At 57.1% G+C, this 21,145-nt stretch carries 25 protein-coding genes and 1 pseudogene; 17 read left to right on the top strand and 9 right to left on the bottom strand.

Annotated elements, in window-relative coordinates:
• Window positions 1–74 precede the first annotated feature (74 nt).
• Complete coding sequence (gene yedD, locus IM273_RS20430) at window positions 75–488, bottom strand: lipoprotein YedD (protein WP_045260349.1); 414 nt, start codon at window positions 486–488, stop codon at window positions 75–77.
• 75 nt (window positions 489–563) lie between these two features.
• Entirely contained in the window at window positions 564–878 is a 315-nt protein-coding gene (gene fliE, locus IM273_RS20425) for a flagellar hook-basal body complex protein FliE (RefSeq protein WP_013097729.1), read from the bottom strand.
• 228 nt (window positions 879–1,106) lie between these two features.
• On the opposite strand from fliE, the gene fliF reads away from it, so the two are divergent.
• The 14 genes and pseudogenes from fliF to rcsA all read left to right on the top strand — a co-directional run bounded on the left by fliF (window position 1,107) and on the right by rcsA (window position 12,641).
• Complete coding sequence (gene fliF / locus IM273_RS20420; RefSeq protein ID WP_028013700.1) at window positions 1,107–2,786, top strand: flagellar basal-body MS-ring/collar protein FliF; 1,680 nt, start codon at window positions 1,107–1,109, stop codon at window positions 2,784–2,786.
• Window positions 2,779–3,777 (top strand): flagellar motor switch protein FliG, encoded by a 999-nt coding sequence (gene fliG / locus IM273_RS20415; protein ID WP_014832476.1) that lies wholly within the window; start codon window positions 2,779–2,781, stop codon window positions 3,775–3,777. Before fliF ends, fliG begins: the two co-directional genes overlap by 8 nt.
• The gene (fliH, locus tag IM273_RS20410; RefSeq protein WP_045260350.1) at window positions 3,770–4,477 is read left to right on the top strand and encodes a flagellar assembly protein FliH; all 708 of its coding nucleotides are present in this window, start codon (window positions 3,770–3,772) and stop codon (window positions 4,475–4,477) included. Before fliG ends, fliH begins: the two co-directional genes overlap by 8 nt.
• Entirely contained in the window at window positions 4,477–5,847 is a 1,371-nt protein-coding gene (gene fliI, locus IM273_RS20405; RefSeq protein ID WP_023330814.1) for a flagellar protein export ATPase FliI, read from the top strand. Before fliH ends, fliI begins: the two co-directional genes overlap by 1 nt.
• A gap of 21 nt (window positions 5,848–5,868) precedes the next feature.
• Window positions 5,869–6,312, top strand: a complete 444-nt coding sequence (fliJ, locus tag IM273_RS20400) for a flagellar export protein FliJ (RefSeq protein WP_006811155.1) — start codon at window positions 5,869–5,871, stop codon at window positions 6,310–6,312.
• Window positions 6,309–7,541 carry a flagellar hook length control protein FliK gene (fliK, locus tag IM273_RS20395; protein WP_193051823.1) on the top strand — a complete coding sequence of 411 codons (1,233 nt, stop codon included), beginning with the start codon at window positions 6,309–6,311 and terminating at the stop codon, window positions 7,539–7,541. The genes fliJ and fliK overlap by 4 nt, the downstream gene beginning before the upstream one ends.
• 106 nt (window positions 7,542–7,647) lie before the next feature.
• The gene (gene fliL / locus IM273_RS20390) at window positions 7,648–8,118 is read left to right on the top strand and encodes a flagellar basal body-associated protein FliL (protein WP_021241388.1); all 471 of its coding nucleotides are present in this window, start codon (window positions 7,648–7,650) and stop codon (window positions 8,116–8,118) included.
• A 4-nt stretch (window positions 8,119–8,122) separates the two neighbouring features.
• Window positions 8,123–9,127: a flagellar motor switch protein FliM gene (fliM, locus tag IM273_RS20385; RefSeq protein WP_028013703.1), complete on the top strand. Its 1,005-nt coding sequence runs from the start codon at window positions 8,123–8,125 to the stop codon at window positions 9,125–9,127.
• Window positions 9,124–9,537, top strand: coding sequence for a flagellar motor switch protein FliN (gene fliN, locus IM273_RS20380; protein ID WP_003859592.1), 414 nt, complete (start codon window positions 9,124–9,126; stop codon window positions 9,535–9,537). Before fliM ends, fliN begins: the two co-directional genes overlap by 4 nt.
• Before the next feature lie 2 nt (window positions 9,538–9,539).
• Window positions 9,540–9,914: a flagellar biosynthetic protein FliO gene (fliO, locus tag IM273_RS20375; RefSeq protein WP_045260352.1), complete on the top strand. Its 375-nt coding sequence runs from the start codon at window positions 9,540–9,542 to the stop codon at window positions 9,912–9,914.
• Window positions 9,914–10,651 (top strand): flagellar type III secretion system pore protein FliP, encoded by a 738-nt coding sequence (fliP, locus tag IM273_RS20370; RefSeq protein WP_028013705.1) that lies wholly within the window; start codon window positions 9,914–9,916, stop codon window positions 10,649–10,651. The genes fliO and fliP overlap by 1 nt, the downstream gene beginning before the upstream one ends.
• A 9-nt stretch (window positions 10,652–10,660) precedes the next feature.
• Window positions 10,661–10,930 carry a flagellar biosynthesis protein FliQ gene (fliQ, locus tag IM273_RS20365; protein WP_008500315.1) on the top strand — a complete coding sequence of 90 codons (270 nt, stop codon included), beginning with the start codon at window positions 10,661–10,663 and terminating at the stop codon, window positions 10,928–10,930.
• A gap of 7 nt (window positions 10,931–10,937) precedes the next feature.
• Window positions 10,938–11,730 (top strand): annotated as a pseudogene (gene fliR, locus IM273_RS20360) (flagellar biosynthetic protein FliR); the annotation flags it as partial.
• Window positions 11,731–12,017: 287 nt separating this feature from the next.
• Window positions 12,018–12,641 (top strand): transcriptional regulator RcsA, encoded by a 624-nt coding sequence (gene rcsA, locus IM273_RS20355; RefSeq protein ID WP_013097740.1) that lies wholly within the window; start codon window positions 12,018–12,020, stop codon window positions 12,639–12,641.
• A 102-nt stretch (window positions 12,642–12,743) separates the two neighbouring features.
• Here rcsA and dsrB read toward each other — a convergent pair whose 3' ends face one another.
• A complete protein-coding gene (gene dsrB, locus IM273_RS20350) occupies window positions 12,744–12,932 on the bottom strand; it encodes a protein DsrB (protein WP_013097741.1) in 189 nt (62 codons plus the stop codon).
• A gap of 128 nt (window positions 12,933–13,060) precedes the next feature.
• On the opposite strand from dsrB, the gene yodD reads away from it, so the two are divergent.
• On the top strand, window positions 13,061–13,288 hold the full coding sequence (gene yodD, locus IM273_RS20345) for a YodD family peroxide/acid resistance protein (protein WP_048959254.1): 228 nt from the start codon (window positions 13,061–13,063) through the stop codon (window positions 13,286–13,288).
• 300 nt (window positions 13,289–13,588) lie between these two features.
• Window positions 13,589–14,389: a mannosyl-3-phosphoglycerate phosphatase-related protein gene (locus IM273_RS20340; protein WP_193051822.1), complete on the top strand. Its 801-nt coding sequence runs from the start codon at window positions 13,589–13,591 to the stop codon at window positions 14,387–14,389.
• Here IM273_RS20340 and dgcQ read toward each other — a convergent pair.
• From dgcQ to IM273_RS20325, 3 genes are all read right to left on the bottom strand, one after another.
• Entirely contained in the window at window positions 14,374–16,074 is a 1,701-nt protein-coding gene (gene dgcQ / locus IM273_RS20335) for a cellulose biosynthesis regulator diguanylate cyclase DgcQ (protein WP_193051821.1), read from the bottom strand. The genes IM273_RS20340 and dgcQ overlap by 16 nt on opposite strands.
• A 73-nt stretch (window positions 16,075–16,147) precedes the next feature.
• On the bottom strand, window positions 16,148–16,330 hold the full coding sequence (locus IM273_RS20330) for a YodC family protein (RefSeq protein WP_193051820.1): 183 nt from the start codon (window positions 16,328–16,330) through the stop codon (window positions 16,148–16,150).
• Between the two features lie 78 nt (window positions 16,331–16,408).
• Window positions 16,409–17,323, bottom strand: a complete 915-nt coding sequence (locus tag IM273_RS20325) for a DUF808 domain-containing protein (protein ID WP_169804339.1) — start codon at window positions 17,321–17,323, stop codon at window positions 16,409–16,411.
• A 175-nt stretch (window positions 17,324–17,498) separates the two neighbouring features.
• Between IM273_RS20325 and yedA the strand changes: the two genes are divergently transcribed.
• Window positions 17,499–18,413: a drug/metabolite exporter YedA gene (gene yedA, locus IM273_RS20320; RefSeq protein ID WP_028013712.1), complete on the top strand. Its 915-nt coding sequence runs from the start codon at window positions 17,499–17,501 to the stop codon at window positions 18,411–18,413.
• Here yedA and IM273_RS20315 read toward each other — a convergent pair.
• From IM273_RS20315 to IM273_RS20305, 3 genes are all read right to left on the bottom strand, one after another.
• Window positions 18,385–18,876, bottom strand: a complete 492-nt coding sequence (locus tag IM273_RS20315) for a very short patch repair endonuclease (protein WP_193051819.1) — start codon at window positions 18,874–18,876, stop codon at window positions 18,385–18,387. The genes yedA and IM273_RS20315 overlap by 29 nt on opposite strands.
• Window positions 18,857–20,272, bottom strand: coding sequence for a DNA cytosine methyltransferase (locus IM273_RS20310; RefSeq protein ID WP_275156243.1), 1,416 nt, complete (start codon window positions 20,270–20,272; stop codon window positions 18,857–18,859). The genes IM273_RS20315 and IM273_RS20310 overlap by 20 nt, the downstream gene beginning before the upstream one ends.
• Window positions 20,273–20,333: 61 nt before the next feature.
• Window positions 20,334–21,035 carry a phosphohydrolase gene (locus IM273_RS20305; RefSeq protein WP_136486887.1) on the bottom strand — a complete coding sequence of 234 codons (702 nt, stop codon included), beginning with the start codon at window positions 21,033–21,035 and terminating at the stop codon, window positions 20,334–20,336.
• Window positions 21,036–21,145: the final 110 nt, after the last annotated feature.

The raw sequence follows: 21,145 nt of genomic DNA, 5'->3' as shown, positions 1-21,145 counted from the left end.
CCCGGACCGTACACCCACAGGGAGAGGGCGCAAACACCAAAAACGGCAACCAGGTTGCCGTTTTGCTTTTACCCTTAGGGCAGTTTACTCTCCAGCGGATTCTTGCTCAGGTAATCGGCACACTCAACCGTTGGTCGGTCAACCTTCTGCAGCTCCATCCCGTCATATTCAAGCGTAGCGCCGTCGCGATCCAGCGGATAGATATCCAGCTTGCGTGTGACGTTGTAATAGCTGTCTGAACGCAGCATGATCTTACCCGGTACGGCAATCACGCGCTGCCACTGGCGGCAGTCCAGCGTATCGCCCTCTTCCGTCACCACCAGTGTGGCAATCGCTTCAGGGCTGACCAGACTGCTCTGCGGCCCTTTCGACTGCCAGTATCCCGCCAGGTTCGCCGGGACGGGATGCTTGATCACGTCATTATAGTTATCGACCTGAACGCACCCGGTCAGTGCCAGCAGCGCGCCAGCAATTGCTATTTTTTTCATCATCTTTCCTGCATTCGAAGAAAAAAATATTGTGGCATTAAAGCGCTGAGGCTGCCAGCGAAGATCGAGGGGGGCTTAAACCTGCATCCCCATCACTTCCTGATACGCCGACACCAGCTTGTTACGCACCTGGATCCCCATCTGCAGGGAAACCGAGGCTTTTTGCAAATCGGTCATCACATCATTGAGCGCCACGCCCGGCTCGCCGAGGGTGAACTTCTCCGCCTGCGTACGCGCAGCGGTCTGGGTATCGCTGATACGGTCAAGAGCGGCATGCAGTTGCCCCGCAAAGCTGATGGTCGGCTGCTGTTCTGCCACATTCTGATTACGGGCCGTCATCGCCGTTGCCTGCAACTGACTGATGACCCCTTCAATGCCCTGTATAGCCATGACTCTCCCCTGGATGGTTTTTTACGCGGTCAAGACTAACAGCTTGTCAATAAGATAATGGCGGTAAATAGCGTGAAAAAACCAGGTTATTTGACGCATAGAAAATCCGGAATCGTCAAATAATGGCAGGGCCATCAATATGGAACTTTTGTCGTGTTTGCCGACCCGGGAGTCAGTTTTGTTTCTCTACACGAATAACGTAAACCACCAGGATTTAAGAGGTGCGCAATGAGTGCAACAGCATCGACAGCGCCACAAAATAAATCACTCGAGTGGATGAACCGCCTTCGCGCGAATCCTAAAATCCCGTTGATCGTGGCAGGCGCTGCCGCAATTGCGATCCTTGTAGCGATGGTTTTATGGGCGAAAAGCCCTGATTACCGCACGCTCTACAGCAACCTTTCCGATCAGGATGGCGGCGCCATCGTCACCCAGCTTACCCAGATGAACATCCCGTATCGCTTTGCCGATAATGGCGGTGCGCTTGAGGTACCGGCGGATAAAGTGCACGAGCTTCGTCTGCGCCTGGCACAGCAGGGCCTGCCAAAGGGCGGCGCGGTCGGCTTTGAGCTGCTGGACCAGGAAAAATTCGGCATCAGCCAGTTCAGCGAGCAGGTGAACTATCAGCGTGCGCTGGAAGGCGAACTGGCCCGCACCATTGAAACGTTAGGCCCGGTGAAGAGTGCCCGCGTGCACCTGGCAATGCCTAAACCCTCTTTATTTGTTCGGGAACAGAAATCCCCTTCAGCTTCCGTTACCGTGAACCTCGAGCCCGGCCGCGCGCTGGACGAAGGGCAAATCAGCGCGGTAACGCATCTCGTCTCCAGCGCCGTCGCCGGCCTGCCGCCGGGTAACGTGACGCTGGTGGATCAAAGCGGACACCTGCTGACGCAATCCAATACCGCCGGGCGTGACCTGAACGACGCGCAGCTGAAATACGCCGCCGACGTTGAAAGCCGTCTCCAGCGCCGCATCGAAGCGATCCTCGGCCCGGTGGTGGGCAACAGCAACGTGCACGCCCAGGTGACCGCGCAGATTGACTTCTCTAATAAAGAACAAACCGAAGAGCAATACAGCCCGAATGGCGATGCGGCTCAGGCGGTCATGCGTTCACGCCAGATCAACTCCAGCGAACAGATCGGCGGGGCCTATCCTGGCGGCGTGCCGGGCGCCCTCTCTAACCAGCCAGCACCGGCAAACGCGGCGCCGATTTCCACGCCGCCGGCCAACCAGCAGAACGGTCAGCAAAATAATCAGCAGACCACCTCAACGACCAATAACGCCGGTCCGCGCTCCAGCAGCCGTAACGAAACCACGAACTATGAAGTGGACCGGACGATCCGCCACACTAAGCTGAACGTGGGCGATATTCAGCGTCTTTCCGTTGCGGTGGTGGTGAACTACAAAACCCTGCCGGACGGCAAACCGTTGCCGTTAACCGCCGAGCAGATGAAGCAGATTGAGAACCTGACCCGCGAAGCGATGGGCTACTCCGAGAAGCGCGGCGATACCCTCAACGTGGTGAACTCTCCGTTTAACTCGGTTGAAGAGACCGGCGGTGAACTGCCGTTCTGGCAACAGCAGGCGTTTATCGACCAGCTGATGTCCGCAGGCCGCTGGCTGCTGGTGCTGATTGTCGCGTGGCTGCTGTGGCGTAAGGGCGTTCGTCCTCAGCTCCAGCGCCGTGCTGAAGCCGAAAAAGCGGCGCGCGAGCAGATGAATACGCGTCAGGAAACGGAAGAAGCGGTTGAAGTTCGCCTCAGCAAAGATGAACAGATGCAGCAGCGTCGTGCTAACCAGCGCATGGGCGCTGAGGTGATGAGCCAGCGCATTCGCGAAATGTCAGATAACGATCCGCGCGTCGTGGCGCTGGTCATCCGCCAGTGGATGGGTAACGAACATGAGTAATACGCTTACGGGCACCGATAAAAGCGTCATCCTGCTGATGACCATTGGCGAAGATCGCGCGGCAGAGGTGTTTAAACACCTCTCCCAGCGAGAAGTGCAAATTCTCAGTGCGGCGATGGCCAACGTGCGTCAAATCTCCAACAAACAGCTGACCGAAGTACTGTCAGAGTTTGAACAGGAAGCCGAACAGTTTGCCGCGCTGAACGTCAACGCCAACGACTACCTGCGCTCCGTGCTGGTCAAGGCGCTGGGCGAAGAGCGTGCCGCCAGCCTGCTGGAAGACATTCTGGAAACCCGCGATACCGCCAGCGGTATCGAAACGCTCAACTTTATGGAGCCGCAGAGCGCCGCCGACCTGATTCGCGACGAGCACCCGCAGATTATCGCCACCATCCTGGTTCACCTCAAACGCGGTCAGGCGGCGGATATTCTGGCCCTGTTCGAAGAGCGCCTGCGTCACGACGTGATGCTGCGTATCGCGACCTTCGGCGGCGTTCAGCCGGCCGCGCTGGCGGAGCTGACCGAAGTGCTAAACAACCTGCTCGACGGCCAGAACCTCAAGCGCAGCAAAATGGGCGGCGTGAGAACGGCGGCGGAAATCATCAACCTGATGAAAACGCAGCAGGAAGAAGCCGTCATTTCGGCGGTTCGCGAATTCGACGGCGAGCTGGCGCAGAAAATCATCGACGAGATGTTCCTGTTCGAAAACCTGGTCGAAGTGGACGATCGCAGCATTCAGCGCCTGCTCCAGGAAGTGGACTCCGAGTCGCTGCTTATCGCCCTCAAAGGCGCCGAACAGCCGCTGCGCGAGAAGTTCCTGCGCAACATGTCCCAGCGTGCGGCCGATATCCTGCGCGACGACCTTGCCAACCGCGGCCCGGTGCGTCTGTCTCAGGTGGAAAACGAACAGAAAGCCATCCTGCTTATCGTTCGTCGTCTGGCGGAAACCGGCGAGATGGTGATTGGCAGCGGAGACGACACCTATGTCTAATGAGCTGTCGTGGAAGCGCTGGACGCCGGACGATCTGGCCCCTCCCCTTGCCGAATTCACGCCCGCGGTGGTCTCGCCCGCAGAGCCCGACGCGGACGTTGAACAGCCCGAGCTGAGCGAAGAGGAGCAGCAAGCGCAGATGCTGGCGCAGCTACAAATGCAGGCGCACGAGCAGGGCTATAACGCCGGTCTGAACGAAGGCCGCCAGAAGGGGCACGATCTGGGGTACCAGGAAGGCCTGGCGAAAGGGTTAGAGCACGGCATCGATCAGGCACGCCAGCAGCAGGCGCCGATCCATGCCCGCATGCAGCAGCTGGTCAGCGAGTTCCAGCACACGCTGGACGCGCTGGACAGCGTGATCGCCTCGCGACTGATGCAGATGGCGCTGGAAGCCGCGCGTCAGGTTATCGGCCAGACGCCCGTGGTGGATAACACCGCGCTGATCAAACAAATTCAGGGTCTGCTTCAGCAGGAGCCGCTGTTCAGCGGCAAACCGCAGCTGCGCGTCCACCCGGACGATCTGCAGCGCGTTGAAGAGAGCCTTGGCGCAACGCTTAGCCTGCACGGCTGGCGTCTGCGCGGCGACCCATCCTTACACCACGGCGGATGCAAAGTCTCTGCCGATGAAGGCGACCTGGATGCCAGCGTCGCCACCCGCTGGCAGGAACTGTGTCGCCTGGCGGCACCGGGAGTCGTCTGATGACCGCACGCCTTACCCGCTGGCTCACCACGCTCGACAACTTTGAGACGAAGATGGCGCAACTGCCATCTGTTCGTCGTTATGGGCGACTGACGCGCGCCACCGGTCTGGTACTGGAGGCCACCGGCCTGCAGCTTCCCCTGGGTGCGACCTGCGTCATTGAGCGTCAGGATGGGCAGGAAACGCGTGAAGTGGAAAGCGAAGTGGTCGGGTTTAACGGCCAGCGCCTGTTCCTGATGCCGCTTGAAGAGGTGGAAGGCATACTGCCCGGCGCGCGCGTTTACGCGAAAAACATCAGCGGCGACGGGCTGCAAAGCGGGAAACAGCTGCCGCTTGGCCCTGCCCTGCTCGGCCGCGTGCTGGACGGCAGCGGGAAGCCGCTGGATGGCCTGCCCGCGCCGGACACCACCGAAACCGGCGCGCTGATTACCCAGCCGTTCAACCCCCTGCAGCGTACCCCTATTGAGCACGTGCTGGATACCGGCGTGCGTCCGATTAACGCCCTGCTCACCGTAGGGCGCGGACAGCGCATGGGCCTGTTCGCCGGTTCCGGCGTCGGGAAATCCGTCCTGCTCGGCATGATGGCGCGCTATACCCAGGCCGACGTGATCGTCGTGGGGCTGATCGGCGAGCGTGGTCGCGAAGTAAAAGACTTTATTGAAAACATTCTGGGTGCGGAAGGCCGCGCCCGCTCGGTGGTGATCGCCGCGCCGGCGGACGTGTCGCCGCTGCTGCGTATGCAGGGTGCCGCCTACGCCACCCGTATCGCCGAAGATTTTCGTGACCGCGGCAAGCACGTGCTGCTGATCATGGACTCCCTCACCCGCTACGCGATGGCGCAGCGTGAAATTGCGCTGGCCATCGGCGAGCCGCCGGCCACCAAAGGCTATCCGCCTTCGGTCTTCGCCAAACTTCCGGCGCTGGTAGAGCGTGCGGGGAACGGCATCAGCGGCGGCGGCTCCATCACCGCGTTCTATACGGTGCTGACCGAGGGCGATGACCAGCAGGACCCGATTGCCGACTCCGCGCGCGCGATCCTGGACGGCCATATCGTGCTGTCGCGCCGCCTGGCCGAAGCCGGGCACTACCCGGCGATTGATATTGAAGCGTCCATCAGCCGTGCGATGACGGCATTGATTACCGAGAAGCACTACGCCCGCGTGCGTAACTTCAAACAACTGCTTTCCAGCTTCCAGCGCAACCGCGATCTGGTCAGCGTGGGGGCGTATGCCAAAGGCAGCGACCCGATGCTCGACAAGGCGATTAGCCTGTGGCCGCAGCTGGAGGCGTTTTTACAACAGGGCATTTTTGAGCGTGCCGACTGGGAAGATTCAATCCAGGCGCTGGAGCTGATTTTCCCGCAGGTGTAACACAGGTGGAGGGCGAAGGTCATGGCGCAAAACAGCGCGTTATCAACGCTGAAAGATCTGGCTGAAAAAGAAGTTGATGATGCCGCATTGCAGCTTGGCGCAATGCGACGCGGGTGCCAGCAGGCTGAAGAACAGTTGAAGATGTTAATCGACTATCAGCATGAATATCGCACCAACCTCAATACCGATATGACGCAGGGCATTGGCAGCCAGCGCTGGATTAACTATCAGCAGTTTATCCAGACGCTGGAGAAGGCGATAGAGCAGCACCGCCAGCAGCTAAACCAGTGGACCCAAAAAGTCGATACCGCGCTGAATTTCTGGCGCGAGAAAAAACAGCGGCTGCAGGCCTGGCAGACCTTACAGGATCGGCAGATTGCAGCCTCGACCCTGGCGGAAAATCGCCTGGATCAGAAGAAAATGGATGAGTTTGCCCAGCGCGCATCAATGAGGAAACCGGAATGATCACACTGCAACAACTGCTGATGAGCGACAGCGACCCGTCAGGCGGGATGCAAACAGGGAAAGGCTCCGAGGGGGCACAGGACTTTCTCTCCCTGCTGGCGGGCGCCCTGACGGATGCAACGGGCAAGGGCAACGATGCGCCGCTCACCCTGGCGGATCTGAAAGCCGCCGGCAGCAAGCTGTCGAAGGTCGCGCAGGATGCCAAAGGCGATACCGCTCTGCAGGCCAAAATTGCCGACCTGCTCTCGCGTCAGCCTGCGCTGAATGGTGTTGAAACGTCGGAGTCCGCGCCGCTTGAAACGTTGGTCTCCGGGCTGGTACCGCTGTCAAAGGGCGACGCGCTTAAGACGCTCACTGCGGCCAACGGTAAAGATGACGCTAAAACCGAGCTGAGCGAAGACGAGCTGGCGGGGCTAAGCGCGCTGATGGCGATGCTGCCGCACCAGCAGACGACCGCCTCTCGTGCGGCTGGCAGCGACGGCGTTGACGCCACCGCGGCTCTGAGTTCAGCAACGCTTTCGCAAAACGGTGCAGGACAGCCGCCGTCCCTGAACGCGCCTGCGGGAAGCCATGATAAAGCGCCGCTTTCTGCGTCCTATCAGAGCCAGGCGAAGAACAACGGTCCGGATCTCGCCGCCAACGCGCCAGCCACACCGGTCGTGGCCGCAGCCGCTGAGAAGCAGGACTTCGCCAGCGCCTCCTCGTCATCTTCGCCGACCGCTACCCTGGCGCCGATTATCTCCAGCCATGCGGCCAGCCAGCCTGCCGCAACCGTTGCCACCGCCCCGGTGCTAAGCCAGCCTCTGGGCACGCAGGAATGGCAGCAGTCCCTGAGCCAGCACATTACCCTGTTCACTAAGCAGGGCCAGCAGACGGCGGAGCTGCGCCTGCATCCGGAAGATCTGGGCCAGGTGCAAATCTCGCTGAAGCTGGACGATAACCAGGCACAGCTGCAGATGGTCTCTGCGCACAGCCACGTGCGCGCGGCGCTGGAAGCCGCGCTGCCGGTCCTGCGAACCTCGCTGGCGGAAAACGGCATTCAGCTTTCTCAAAGCAGCGTCAGCAGCGAGAGCTTTGCCGGGCAACAACACTCTTCATCCCAGCAGCACCATGCTTCACGCCCGGGCCAGCACGGCGGTTTTAATGAAGAGAGCGATGAGCTCCTGCCGACCCCTGCCGCCCTGCAATCCGCGGCGCGCGGTAACGGTGCCGTAGACATCTTCGCCTAAACGCCAGAGGTAGCGTGATTATCCCCGTCTTTTCCACGCTTTGACGACGGCAGGACACGGGATAATCACCTTATTAAGCTGTACCGAAACAGGAAGCTCGTATCAGATGACAGACTCCGCTATCACCAAAAAAAGCAAGCGTTCCATCTGGATCCCGCTGCTGGTGTTGATCACGCTCGCCGCCTGCGCTACCGCGGGCTATAGTTACTGGCGTATGCAGCAGGAACCTTCAACCGCTGCGGCCAAAGCCGAACCTGCCCCACCGCCGGCACCGGTCTTTTTCCCTTTGGACACCTTCACCGTTAACCTCGGTGATGCGGATCGCGTGCTGTATGTCGGTATTACGCTGCGCCTGAAGGACGAAGCAACCCGCGCGCGCCTGAACGATTATCTGCCGGAAGTGCGTAGCCGCCTTCTCCTGCTGTTTTCTCGTCAGGACGCCTCCGCGCTGGCTACCGACGTGGGTAAGCAAAAGCTGGTCGACGCCATCAAGCAGACGCTGGCCACCCCGCTGGTAAACGGTCAACCTAAGCAGGAAGTCACTGACGTTCTGTACACAGCCTTTATTCTGCGGTAACGACATGGGCGACAGTATTCTTTCTCAGGCAGAAATCGACGCGCTGCTTAACGGCGACAGCGATAAGAGTGACGACCCGCAACCGGGTCTTACCGGCGACGATAATATTCGTCCTTACGATCCCAATACCCAGCGTCGCGTGGTACGTGAACGTCTGCAGGCGCTGGAGATCATTAACGAACGTTTTGCACGTCAGTTCCGTATGGGGCTGTTTAACCTGCTGCGTCGTAGCCCGGATATCACGGTCGGTGCGATCCGCATCCAGCCGTATCATGAGTTTGCCCGCAACCTGCCGGTGCCAACCAACCTTAACCTGATTCATCTGAAGCCGCTGCGCGGCACCGGTCTGGTGGTGTTTTCCCCAAGCCTGGTTTTCATCGCGGTGGATAACCTGTTCGGCGGCGACGGGCGTTTTCCGACCAAAGTGGAAGGTCGTGAATTTACCCACACCGAGCAGCGCGTCATTAACCGCATGCTGAAGCTGGCGCTGGAATCCTACAGCGACGCGTGGAAAGCGATTAACCCGCTGGAAGTGGAGTACGTCCGTTCTGAGATGCAGGTGAAATTTACCAATATCACCACCTCCCCGAACGATATCGTCGTCAATACGCCGTTCCACGTGGAGATCGGTAACCTGACCGGTGAGTTCAACATTTGCCTGCCGTTCAGCATGATTGAACCGCTGCGCGAGCTGCTGGTTAACCCGCCGCTGGAGAACTCACGCAACGAAGATCAGAACTGGCGTGAAAACCTGGTGCGCCAGGTGCAGCACTCGCAGCTGGAGCTGGTGGCGAACTTCGCCGACATTTCGATGCGGTTATCCCAGATCCTGAAATTACAACCCGGCGACGTTTTGCCGATAGACAAACCCGACCGCATTATTGCCCACGTAGATGGTGTCCCCGTACTTACAAGCCAGTACGGCACGATTAACGGTCAGTATGCGTTACGCGTTGAGCACTTGATCAACCCGATTTTGAATTCGCTGAATGAGGAACAGCCCAAATGAGTGACATGAACAATCCGTCCGATGAAAACAGCGGAGCACTGGACGATCTGTGGGCTGACGCGTTAAACGAGCAAAAAACGACTCCGACAAAAAGCGCGGCGGACGCGGTATTCCAGCAGTTAGGCGGCGGCGACGTCAGCGGCACGCTGCAGGACATCGACCTGATTATGGACATCCCGGTTAAGCTGACCGTTGAACTGGGACGCACCCGGATGACTATTAAAGAGCTGCTGCGCCTCACGCAGGGTTCAGTTGTGGCCCTTGACGGCCTGGCCGGCGAACCGCTGGATATTCTGATCAACGGTTATCTGATTGCCCAGGGTGAAGTGGTGGTGGTTGCCGATAAATACGGCGTGCGCATCACCGACATCATCACCCCGTCTGAACGCATGCGTCGTCTGAGCCGTTAAGCATGAAAACCCAGGCAACAATATCACAGCCTTCCGCCGTTCCCGGCTCCCCGCTGCTCCAGGTGAGCGGGGCGCTGTTCGGTATTATTGCCTTTATTCTTATCGCCGCCTGGCTGGCAAAGCGTTTTGGCCTGGCGGGTAAAACTGCCGGCACCCGCGGCCTGAAGGTCAGCGCCAGCACGACGCTTGGGCCGCGCGAACGCGTGGTCATCGTCGATGTGGAAGATGCGCGTCTGGTTCTGGGCGTAACCGGCTCAAACATCAACGTATTACATAAACTGCCGCCCGCCCCGGTCACGGTGGACGAGCGCGCACAAGCCCCTGCGGATTTTCAGTCCGTCATGAAGAGTTTGCTTAAGCGTTCCGGGAGAACCTGATGCGCCGTTTGTTATCCCTGACGCTTGCGGGCGTTGGCCTGTTTGCTCCTGCGGTTTATGCGCAGCTGCCCGGTCTGGTCTCCACGCCGATTGCGGGTGGCGGCCAGAGCTGGTCGCTCCCGGTTCAGACGCTGGTGTTCATCACCTCGCTGACCTTTATTCCGGCCATTCTGCTGATGATGACCAGCTTTACCCGCATCATCATCGTTTTTGGTCTGCTGCGAAACGCGCTGGGCACCCCTTCGGCGCCGCCAAACCAGGTGCTTCTGGGGCTGGCGCTGTTTTTGACCTTTTTCATCATGTCGCCGGTGATCGATAAGATTTATACCGACGCCTACCAGCCGTTCAGCGAAGACAAAATTTCGATGCAGGAGGCGCTGGAAAAAGGCGCGCAGCCGCTGCGGGAATTTATGCTGCGCCAGACGCGCGAGGCGGACCTGGCCCTCTTCGCCCGTCTGTCCAACACCGGCGAGCTGCAGGGCCCGGAAGCGGTACCGATGCGCATTCTGCTGCCGGCCTATGTCACCAGCGAGCTGAAAACCGCGTTCCAGATTGGCTTTACCATCTTTATTCCGTTCCTGATTATCGACCTGGTGATCGCCAGCGTCCTGATGGCGCTCGGGATGATGATGGTGCCGCCCGCCACCATTGCCCTGCCCTTTAAGATCATGCTTTTTGTGCTGGTCGACGGCTGGCAGCTGCTGGTCAGCTCGCTGGCGCAAAGTTTTTACAGTTAAGGAACGGCAATGACACCCGAATCGGTCATGATGATGGGCACGGAAGCGATGAAAATCGCCATTGCCGTTGCCGCGCCGCTGCTGCTTGTCGCGCTGGTTACCGGCCTGATTATCAGTATTCTTCAGGCCGCCACGCAGATTAACGAAATGACGCTGTCGTTCATTCCGAAAATCATCGCCGTGTTCGTGGCGATTATCGTGGCCGGACCGTGGATGCTGAACCTGCTGCTGGACTATATGCGCAACCTGTTTACCAATCTGCCGTACATCATCGGCTGACCTGACGATGCTGCACTTCACCAGCGACCAGTGGGTTCAGTGGCTCGGCGTCTATTTCTGGCCGATGCTGCGCATTCTGGCGCTTATCTCCACCGCCCCCATTCTTAGCGAGAAATCGATACCCAAGCGCGTTAAGGTGGGGCTGGGCATTATCATCACCATTATCGTCGCCCCTTCCCTGCCACCCGTGGATATTCCCATCTTCTCGGCTAACGCAATATGGGTCGCTTTACAGCAGGTGATGATTGGCGTCGCCGTGGGCTTTACCATGCAGCTCGCCTTCGCCGCCGTGCGCACGGCAGGTGAGTTGATTGGCCTGCAGATGGGGCTATCGTTCGCCACGTTTGTCGATCCCGGAAGCCATCTCAACATGCCGGTGCTGGCGCGCATCATCGATCTGCTCGCCATGCTGCTGTTTTTGTCGCTCAACGGTCATCTCTGGCTCATCTCCATGCTGGTGGATACTTTCCATACGCTGCCGATCGGTGATAACCCGGTCAACAGCAATGCCTTCCTCGCGCTGACCCGCGCGGCGGGGCTGATCTTCCTCAACGGTCTGATGCTGGCTCTGCCGATCATCACCCTGCTGCTCACCGTCAACCTGGCATTAGGCTTGCTGAACAGAATGGCACCACAGCTCTCGGTGTTTGTGATTGGTTTTCCGCTAACCTTGACGGTCGGAATTTTATTAATGTCATTACTGATGCCCCTTATCGCCCCCTTCTGTGAACATTTATTCGGCGAGATATTCAATCTGTTAGCGGATATTGTCAGCGAATTGCCACGTAAATAATAGTCCTCACGATCGCTATTGTCTTTCTGAGGATATTCCTAAAATAAAACGCGAAAAACATCTTCCAGGATATATCTGACGCGGTTTAAATGTTTCTAACCACCTCACAATACTTAATATTTACTTTACTTTAAGAAGATTCCTGGCAAATTATACGTAACTTTACGGGATAGTGAGTCCGCCTGAAAGTCTTTGTCATGCTCACAGGTTTATTATTTTTTTCCATCCCGTATGGCTGTTTTGAGCTCTCAGGCAGATGGTGAATTATCGTTACGCATTGAGTGAGGGTATGCCATGTCAACGATCATTATGGATTTATGCAGCTACACCCGGCTAGGGTTAACCGGGTACCTGGCAAGCAGAGGGGTAAGAAAGAGAGACATCAACGATGCACACACCGTTGAAGAACTCGCAGCCGCTTGTGACGAACTCAAACCAGGCGTGGTGTTTATTAATGAGGACTGTTTCATTCACGATCCAGCCAACAGTCAGCACATTAAGCAAATCATTAATCAGCATCCAAAAACCCTGTTTATTGTTTTTATGGCGATCGCGAATATCCATTTCGATGAGTATTTGTTGGTCCGTAAAAATTTATTGATCAGTTCTAAGTCGATTAAACCCGAGTCGCTGGATGACATTCTGGGTGATTATTTGAATAAAGAAGTTAAAAATGTAGGAGCGGTTAACTTACCCACCCTTTCATTAAGCAGGACTGAATCAAGTATGCTGCGAATGTGGATGGCTGGACAAGGAACTATTCAGATCTCTGACCAGATGAATATTAAAGCGAAAACCGTTTCGTCACACAAAGGAAATATTAAAAGGAAAATTAAAACGCATAATAAGCAAGTGATCTATCACGTGGTACGTCTGACCGATAATGTGACGAACGGGATTTTCGTCAACATGCGTTAGTGGCTTAAACCCCTTTGCACCCTACCTTTGATCTCTGGCCTGGCCAGAGATTTTTGCTTTTGCGGACGTGGTCGGGCACGCGCAATGCCACCCGACGCCGTACTACTCCGCTTTCTCAACAAAAATGCCGTCCGGATGCCCCAGTTCGTTAAAAAACCAGATGCCGAGCGGGTAGTCTTCCAGTGAGACCAGGTACATTGTGCCTTCACTAAACTCTTCAATTGCCAGCACCACCCCCGGGCGGCGCGGCCCACCGTCCGTTTTAACGGTTACCCGATCGTTGACCTTCATACATTCCTCCTCTGGTTTTGAGCCAGTGTAGAACAAAACGCAAAAACACACATCGCCGCACGGCGTGAATGGCGTTTTTATACACAGTCTATACTTACCGTGGACACGGTTTAATGAGGAGCCCCGTAATGAAGACCGATAAAGAGTACAGCGACACCATCAAACGCGAGGTCGAGGTGGATGTCGATGCCCTGCTGGCCGCCATCAATGAGATCAGTGAGTCAGAAGTCCGCCGCACGGACGATGGTTCGGACCACGTCATTGTTAACGGGAGGGATTATCACACCTACCGCGAGCTGGCGGAGGCCTTCGAGCTGGATATTCATGACTTTAGCGTGTCTGAAGCAAATCGTTAGCACGAAAAAAATCCCGGTCATGGGGATGGCCGGGATCAAAACTTGCTTATGCAAGAAGCACTTGAAAATTCGTTACACCAGGAAATCTGATGTACAAACAACACTATCCCCAACGATTTTGCATGACAAGCATATATTCTTACGATGAATATAATATTTTTAACATAATCGTTTTGGTTATGAGCAACAACATGCGCCGAATGCGGGTTTGGCTGGATCGGTTCTCCTCAATCCGGTTTAAGCCCAGATATTTTTTAGGAATATTCTTAGATTAAGGCTCATTCGTTTTCGGGAGTTACTATGCTTTCACTCCGGGGTCCCCTGCTGATTTTTTCCGATCTGGATGGGTCGCTGCTGGATATTCATACCTATGAGTGGCAGCCCGCAATGCCGTGGCTGGATAAACTGCAGGACAACCAGGTGCCGGTAATTCTTTGCAGCAGCAAGAGCGCGGCAGAGATGCTGGATATTCAGCAGGATCTGGGTCTGGAAGGGTTACCGTTTATCGCTGAGAACGGCGCGGTGATTCAGCCTGACGTGCGCTGGGAAATGGGTCAGCGCCACATCAACGGTATGACGCACCGGGAGATTCGTCCGCTTATTGAGCAAATCCGCCAGCAGGCGGGCTTCAAATTCACCACCTTTGACGACGTGGACGACCGCGTTATTAGCGAATGGACGGGGATGACCCGCTACCGCGCGGTGCTTGCCCGCAAGCATGACGCCTCCGTCACGCTCATCTGGCGTGATTCCGACGAAGCCATGGCCCGGTTTGAAGCGGCGCTGGCGCAACGCGGGCTGAAATGCCTGCAGGGTGCCCGTTTCTGGCATATTCTCGATGCCGGCTGCGGTAAGGACGTTGCGGCTAACTGGCTAATCGCGCAGTACCGTGAACGGGAAAATATTGAACCCACGACCCTGGGGCTCGGCGATGGGCCGAACGACGCGCCGCTGCTGGACAGCGTGGACTTCGCGGTGGTGATTAAGGGGATAAACCGGCAGGGTATTACGTTACGGGACGATAACCCCCGCCGGGTTTATCACACCCGGCAGGCGGGACCGCTCGGCTGGAAGGAGGGGCTGGATCACTTTTTGTCATGATCGTGCCAGACAACCCGGTTACGTCCGTCCTGTTTAGCTTTATATAACCGGGCATCCGCCACGGACTGCAGCTGTTCGAAATCGTAATTTTCGTTTTCCCGGGCGCTGCTGACGCCGAGTGACGCGCTGATGCGCAGGGTCGTACTCTTCTTCACCAGAATCTCCTTGCTGTTGATTCGGCAGCGAATACGCTCCGCGACGCCTCTCGCCTCCTCAAGACCGAGCCCCGGCAGGACGATACAAAACTCTTCCCCGCCCACGCGTCCTGCCACGTCGTTTTTACGCAATGCGCTGGAAATCAGCCCTGCCGAGTGGGAAAGCACCTTATCACCGGCCTGGTGACCGAACCGATCGTTGACGCTTTTAAAATGGTCGAGGTCTAACTGAATGACCGAGAACGGCAACGACTGTTGATGACACTTCTTCGCCAGCAGTTTCGCGCGTTCGAACAGCGCGCCGCGATTATTCAGGCGGGTTAGCGGGTCGTGCCAGGCCTGCCACTTGAGCGAGTGCTGCAGCGTATACATATTGCTGACCATCCGGCGGATCACCAGCCACGAAATCAGCAGCATCGCGGTAAAGAGCGCCCACAGTAATGCCAGTACGATACTGATGCTGCCGAAGTCGCCCTGTACCCCTTCCTGCAGAGTATGGACACGCAAAACCAGGCCATCAAAATGATCGAGCCGCTGCCAGCTAATGAAACGGCTGCCGAGGCGGATGCCACCACCAGTATCGTGCTCGATCGCCTGCGCTATCTGCGCGAGTTCCCGTTCATCGAAATGGTTCACCTGTTTATCTGTCTTTTCAGAGGAGGCAATCATATTGAGCCGGGAGTCGTACAGCTGATACTCCCCCTCCGTACGGTCGTCCGTCGCCTCTGCCAGCAGGCGTTGCATCGTATTCAGTGAGAAATCCATCGCCACCACGCCATACCAGTAGTGATTGAAATAAATGGGGACGCTGGCAGTGATCGTTCGCTCGTCACCGGTCCAGGATGACGGCGTGGAGATAAACCAGCGCACCGCGCGGGAGCGATTGTTACGTTCCGACTGCTGGGTAAACCAGGACTGCGTGACCAGGTGATAATAGCGGGGGATAATATCGCTCGCCTCTGTTAGCGTGTCCGTCGAAAGATAAAACCCGGCGCGTGAAACGTAGATCACCCGCGATTCACTATGCCTGCTCGACGTCGCCAGCCTGAGCAGATAACCCACCTCAAGCGCGGCTGAAATTTCATTGCTGATGCGTTCAGCGTCCCGGTTCAGAATCGACGTTTTTTCAACAAACGCATCCGAGACGCCGTTAATCGGAAGTGTGCGATTTCTATCAACGAGGAGCTGCCAGGTGGGACGCATGCGTAATGCGTTAAAGTGCGATACTGCATCGTGCAAAACATTGAAGGCCAGCGGCGTCTGTAGCGCATCGCGGATGCTCTGGCGAAATAACAGCATTTTATCCACGCTGTACTGCAGCTGCCTGTCCAGCGAGCTGGCCACGGTTTCCAGGTGGTTGCGCTGGCTGGAGATATACGCCTCTTCGAGGACCACCACTTCACGCCAGGTCAGGAGGGTTGAAAATACCAGAACAGTGATAAAACAGAGGTTAACAATCAAACCCGGATTGCTACGCTTATGCAGCCATTGCAGAAAAGATCGTCTTACAACAAAGGTATCGCGCTGCACACACACTCCCTGATTACTGCCTTACACCCGGTACTTCAGTTAAAAACGCCCGGCAAAGCCGGGCGTTATGTGATTAAGCCTGATCGTGCTTGCGCTGGCCGTCACCCGGCTGAAGCTCATCTTCACGAAAGGCTTCCTGCTTAATGCTGTAGCCACCATGCCACCGACATTCCACCATTCCGCTGGAATACCCGGTGACAATCATGCGCGGGCCGCCCTTCTTAGGCTTAACTTCATCACTGACCAAAAAGACCATACCTGCCTCCTGTATCAGGGTGAAACTGTTTCAATTTAGACGAGGAATGGTCTTTTTGCACCCTGCGACGGGTAACAATTAGTGCGCCGTACCGCGCATTTTTTCGATCAGTTTCACCGCCGCCACCACGATAGCGCCAACGATAAAGCCCAGCACCAGATTAAGCAGCGTGGGCAGAATCGCTGCCACCACGCTCCCCTGCGCCGAGGCGAAATGTTCGATGGCATGGTGCAGCGGCGCAATGCCGTGGACCACAATGCCGCCGCCCACGAGGAACATCGCCAGGGTACCCACCACAGACAAGCTCTTCATCAGCCACGGCGCCAGCGTCAGTAAGCCTTTGCCGATGCCTTTAGCCACCGCGCTGGATTTCTCCTCCAGCCAGTAGCCGATATCATCCAGCTTCACGATCAGCCCGACCAGGCCGTAAACGCCCACCGTGACCAGAATGGCGATCCCAGAGAGGATCAACACCTGATTCAGCAGCGGCGCATCGGAGACGATGCCCAGCGTAATGGCGACAATTTCAGCCGACAGAATGAAGTCGGTGCGAATGGCGCCTTTGATTTTATCGCGCTCGAAAACTTTCGGATCCTGCGCGGCAAGCGCTTCAAGGCGCTGCTGGCGCGCCTCCGGGGTATCCTTCTGCTTGCGCGAGCTCAAAGAGTGCAGGACCTTCTCCACGCCTTCGAAGCACAAGAATGCCCCGCCAATCATCAGCAGCGGCGTGATGGCCCAGGGGATGAATGCGCTAATCAGCAGCGCCAGCGGCACCAGGATCACTTTGTTCAGAAACGAGCCTTTTGCCACGCCCCACACCACCGGCAGCTCACGGTTAGCCCGTACCCCGCTCACCTGTTGGGCGTTAAGCGAGAGATCGTCCCCCAGCACCCCTGCGGTTTTCTTCGCCGCCAGTTTCCCCATCACGGAAATATCATCCAGTAAGGTGGCAATATCATCCAGCAATGTTAATAAGCTACTTCCTGCCAAAATGGTGATCCTTCTTTTTTTGGTAATTAAGTGAATAGTATGGAGCAAAAGCGCAATCGCGGAAACAGGCAGCTTTCGTCAACAAAAAATTCACATCAACAACACAATTAAAGGGCTCGCCAGCGCGATAGTTTTCGCGTTTACTATCAGCGACCTTTTTATTTCGTCGTGAGGGATTATGCGTTTCCGGCAACTGCTTCCGCTTATCGGGGCACTTTTTTCGCTGTATATCATCTGGGGTTCCACCTATTTTGTCATTCGCATCGGCGTGGAAAGCTGGCCGCCGCTGATGATGGCGGGCATTCGCTTCCTCTCGGCGGGTGTGCTGCTGCTGGCCTTCCTGCTGCTGCGCGGGCATAAGCTTCCACCGCTCCGCCCAATGCTGAACGCCGCCCTGATAGGCCTGCTGCTGCTGGCGGTGGGGAATGGCTTTGTGACCATTGCCGAGCACCAGAACGTACCGTCAGGGATCGCCGCCGTGGTCGTTGCCACCGTACCGCTGTTTACCCTCTGCTTCAGCCGCCTTTTCGGCATCCGCACCCGCAAGCTGGAGTGGCTGGGGATTGGCATCGGCCTTGCCGGCATCATTCTGCTTAACAGCGGCGGTAACCTGAGCGGGAATCCGTGGGGCGCAGTGATTATCCTTATCGGCTCGATGAGCTGGGCGTTTGGTTCCGTATACGGTTCGCGTATCGAGCTGCCGACCGGCATGATGGCGGGGGCAATAGAGATGCTTGCGGCTGGGATTGTGCTGCTGCTGGCCTCAGCCCTGACGGGAGAGGAGCTGACTACCCTGCCGCCGTTGTCGGGCTTCCTGGCGGTAGGCTATCTGGCGCTGTTTGGCTCAATCATCGCCATCAACGCCTATATGTTCCTGATCCGTAACGTCTCACCGGCGGTTGCCACCAGCTATGCCTACGTCAACCCGGTCGTGGCCGTGCTGCTCGGCACCGGGCTTGGCGGTGAAACGCTCTCTCCGGTTGAGTGGTTAGCTTTAGGGGTGATTGTTTTTGCCGTCGTGCTGGTGACCTTAGGCAAATATTTGCTGCCGGCAAAGCCCGTGGTTACGCCATGCGAGGTGGAGAAACCGTAAGCGCGTGGATCCCCTGGGTGTCGATCTGCGCGGTTTCACCGCCGCCGCAGATCCACTCTTCCAGCCGTTCGCTCAGATCGGCATCGTTTAGCTTTAACCGCCCTCTCAACGCACACTCCCAGACGATCAGCACTCGCCAGCCCTGCGCGACAAGCGTGGCGAGATCGCGCGCGTCGCGCTCAACGTTCTTGCCAATCTTCTCCAGCCAGAAATCGGTGCGCGTCGCCGGAACTTTAAACAGGTAGCAGTCGTGATGATGCCAGAAACAGCCGTGGGTGAAGATAATGCACCGATACGCGTCAATGACGAAATCCGGGCGACCCGCAAGTGCGGGATCCTGCACGCGAAAGTCGAAGCCCGCCTGCGTCAGAAGCCCGGCCAGACGCTTTTCTATCGCGGTGTCACGCGTGCCGATGGCACGCATGTTTTTGCTCCGCGTGGCCTTATCGTGAACGTCCGCCATTGACGGCCTCACCCTGGCGGAGCGCCACCGCCTGTCTGATGCGCGAGGCCAGCAGTTTTGCCACCGCCGCGAACGCGGGCACCACCACCGAGTTGCCAAACTGACGGTAAGCCTGGGTGTCCGAAACCGGAATGCGAAAGCGGTAGCCCTGCGGCGTTTCAAAGCCCATCAGCCGGGCGCACTCCCGCGGCGTCAGTCGCCGCGGACGGTGACGCTGGTTTTGCGGATCGTCGAAATCTTTCTCGCCCAGCGCTTTATCCCAGCCTCTGTCGATCAGGATTTCCGCGCCGTCTTTATAGTAGCGAGCGGACAGCGTGCGGGTCACGCTGTGCGGATCGTTTGGGTTCACCATGCCAAACCCGAAGCCGTTGCCTTTGGCCTGATGCTTTTTGGCATAGCGGTAGAGGTATTTCCACAGGATCGGGGTAAGGATAAATTTCGCGTCGACCACCGGCTCCAGCAGGTCGGCAATGGTTGGACGACGCTCGGGGTATAAGGAGGGAATATCCCGCAGGGTGAAATCCCCCTTCAGATTGAGATCGCGGCGGAAACCGACGAGCACAATGCGTTCGCGATGCTGGGGCAGGAAGTGTTTCCCGTCGATAATTTTCGGGTCATCCGCGCCCATGTCCTCGGAATCAGCCACGTCATAGCCCAGCTCGTCCAGCGTTTGCATGATAATGCGGAAGGTCTTTCCACCGTCGTGGCTCTTTAAGTTCTTGACGTTTTCCAGCACGAATATGGCCGGGCGACGGGCGTCAATGATTCGGGCCACATCGAAAAACAGCGTTCCCTGCGTATCGCAGGCAAAACCGTGGGCGCGCCCGAGGGCATTCTTTTTGGAGACGCCGGCCAGCGAGAAAGGCTGACACGGGAAGCCCGCCAGCAGCACGTCATGCGCCGGAATCGTCTGGCGAATGTGCTCGGCGGCTTGTTCATCCGTGACGCCGCTTTTATGGCTCAGGGTAACGTCGCGGATATCGGCGTTGAAATGATGTTCATGCGGATCGCAGTACCAGTTCGCTTTATAGGTGCGTACCGCATGTTTGTTCCACTCGCTGGTAAACACGCACTGACCGCCGATAGCTTCAAAGCCGTGCCGGATGCCACCGATGCCGGCAAACAGATCGATAAAGCGGAAGGCATAGTTCGGGTGCGCGGCAGACGGCCGCGGAAGCAGATCTTGCAGATAACGAAACTCGCTTTCGCTCAGGCGGCGCCCTGCCCGATCGCTGGTCAGCAGTCGCTTAAGGATGGCCGGGCTCCAGTGGCTCTCGCCGTGCGCCACCAGCTGGTTTGCCAGCGTTTTAGCGTCATAAATATTCAGCAGCTGGCGCAGTAATGCCTGCACCGTTGCCGTTGACTTCTCAGCCTGCTCAGGCGCGGGCTCTGTCACTGATCGATTTTCCTGCATTCTTTTAACCGGGCAATAAAGACTGGAAACAGATTACCACAGTTCACTTTCGCAAACTGCGACGGAAGCGGTGTTGAATCTGGCTATCCAGCCCGATGCAGTCGCCCTGTAATTCGGCACTGAGTTTCGCCATAAACTGAATCAGAAAATCGGCGTTGTGCTGCGCGAGCTCGCGCCCGACGTCGGTTTGCATTGTATCAGGCAAGCGCAGCAGCTTGGTCTGAAAATGATCGAGCGCAAACGCCCGGTCATCAAGCGGGCGCGCGTCGGCAAACGGATCGTCCGCGTTAAAAAGCGGTACGCCCAGCGCGCCTGACACGGCAAACACGCGCGCCAGGCCAATCGCCCCCAGCGCCTCCAGACGATCTGCATCCTGGACAATTTTGGCCTCAATCGTGGACGGCGTCAGGCCGGCGCTGAAACTGTGCGCCTCGATGGCGTGCTCCACGGCGGCATAGCGATCGGACGGGAAGTCAGGAAAATCGCGGTGCAGAATGTCCCGCGTTCTGCGGGCAGCCAGACGCGACGACTGGCTGCGTTCGGGATGGTTTTTCGGCAGGCTAACGATGTCGTGAAAATAGCAGGCGGTCAGGATCGTCAGCGGGTCGACGTGGTGATGAACCATGATTTTCTGCGCCGTCAGCCAGACGCGACGGAAGTGTGAAATATCGTGCGCGGTGTCGTCGGTCGCGTGATGTTCATCAAGCCAGGATTCAAAGCGCTGCTGCCACTGTATGAGTTCCATCATCCTTTCCTGTTAGCAAATGGGCGCTGAATTATAACATAGCCAAATTAAATGATATTAAAAATAGAAAGGCGAAATACTTAATAATAATTACCCGCAATACATTCAAT

The sequence above is a fragment of the Enterobacter cloacae complex sp. P13B genome, assembly GCF_014895915.1.
Taxonomy (GTDB): Bacteria; Pseudomonadota; Gammaproteobacteria; order Enterobacterales; family Enterobacteriaceae; genus Enterobacter; species Enterobacter bugandensis.
Note: the sequence above shows the minus strand (reverse complement) of the source record. Positions and strands in the feature narration are given on the sequence as shown.

What these genes read in the sequence shown, in the direction of transcription:
- fliI (WP_023330814.1), top strand. Translation starts at nt 4,477, where the DNA reads ATGACCGCACGCCTTACCCGCTGGCTCACCACGCTCGACAACTTTGAG.
- rcsA (WP_013097740.1), top strand. Translation starts at nt 12,018, where the DNA reads ATGTCAACGATCATTATGGATTTATGCAGCTACACCCGGCTAGGGTTA.
- yodD (WP_048959254.1), top strand. Translation starts at nt 13,061, where the DNA reads ATGAAGACCGATAAAGAGTACAGCGACACCATCAAACGCGAGGTCGAG.
- IM273_RS20340 (WP_193051822.1), top strand. Translation starts at nt 13,589, where the DNA reads ATGCTTTCACTCCGGGGTCCCCTGCTGATTTTTTCCGATCTGGATGGG.
- fliF (WP_028013700.1), top strand. Translation starts at nt 1,107, where the DNA reads ATGAGTGCAACAGCATCGACAGCGCCACAAAATAAATCACTCGAGTGG.
- IM273_RS20305 (WP_136486887.1), bottom strand. Translation starts at nt 21,035, where the DNA reads ATGGAACTCATACAGTGGCAGCAGCGCTTTGAATCCTGGCTTGATGAA.
- fliL (WP_021241388.1), top strand. Translation starts at nt 7,648, where the DNA reads ATGACAGACTCCGCTATCACCAAAAAAAGCAAGCGTTCCATCTGGATC.
- fliK (WP_193051823.1), top strand. Translation starts at nt 6,309, where the DNA reads ATGATCACACTGCAACAACTGCTGATGAGCGACAGCGACCCGTCAGGC.
- fliE (WP_013097729.1), bottom strand. Translation starts at nt 878, where the DNA reads ATGGCTATACAGGGCATTGAAGGGGTCATCAGTCAGTTGCAGGCAACG.
- fliP (WP_028013705.1), top strand. Translation starts at nt 9,914, where the DNA reads ATGCGCCGTTTGTTATCCCTGACGCTTGCGGGCGTTGGCCTGTTTGCT.
- fliN (WP_003859592.1), top strand. Translation starts at nt 9,124, where the DNA reads ATGAGTGACATGAACAATCCGTCCGATGAAAACAGCGGAGCACTGGAC.
- yedA (WP_028013712.1), top strand. Translation starts at nt 17,499, where the DNA reads ATGCGTTTCCGGCAACTGCTTCCGCTTATCGGGGCACTTTTTTCGCTG.
- fliJ (WP_006811155.1), top strand. Translation starts at nt 5,869, where the DNA reads ATGGCGCAAAACAGCGCGTTATCAACGCTGAAAGATCTGGCTGAAAAA.
- fliQ (WP_008500315.1), top strand. Translation starts at nt 10,661, where the DNA reads ATGACACCCGAATCGGTCATGATGATGGGCACGGAAGCGATGAAAATC.
- fliM (WP_028013703.1), top strand. Translation starts at nt 8,123, where the DNA reads ATGGGCGACAGTATTCTTTCTCAGGCAGAAATCGACGCGCTGCTTAAC.
- fliO (WP_045260352.1), top strand. Translation starts at nt 9,540, where the DNA reads ATGAAAACCCAGGCAACAATATCACAGCCTTCCGCCGTTCCCGGCTCC.
- fliH (WP_045260350.1), top strand. Translation starts at nt 3,770, where the DNA reads ATGTCTAATGAGCTGTCGTGGAAGCGCTGGACGCCGGACGATCTGGCC.
- dsrB (WP_013097741.1), bottom strand. Translation starts at nt 12,932, where the DNA reads ATGAAGGTCAACGATCGGGTAACCGTTAAAACGGACGGTGGGCCGCGC.
- fliG (WP_014832476.1), top strand. Translation starts at nt 2,779, where the DNA reads ATGAGTAATACGCTTACGGGCACCGATAAAAGCGTCATCCTGCTGATG.
- IM273_RS20315 (WP_193051819.1), bottom strand. Translation starts at nt 18,876, where the DNA reads ATGGCGGACGTTCACGATAAGGCCACGCGGAGCAAAAACATGCGTGCC.
- yedD (WP_045260349.1), bottom strand. Translation starts at nt 488, where the DNA reads ATGAAAAAAATAGCAATTGCTGGCGCGCTGCTGGCACTGACCGGGTGC.
- IM273_RS20330 (WP_193051820.1), bottom strand. Translation starts at nt 16,330, where the DNA reads ATGGTCTTTTTGGTCAGTGATGAAGTTAAGCCTAAGAAGGGCGGCCCG.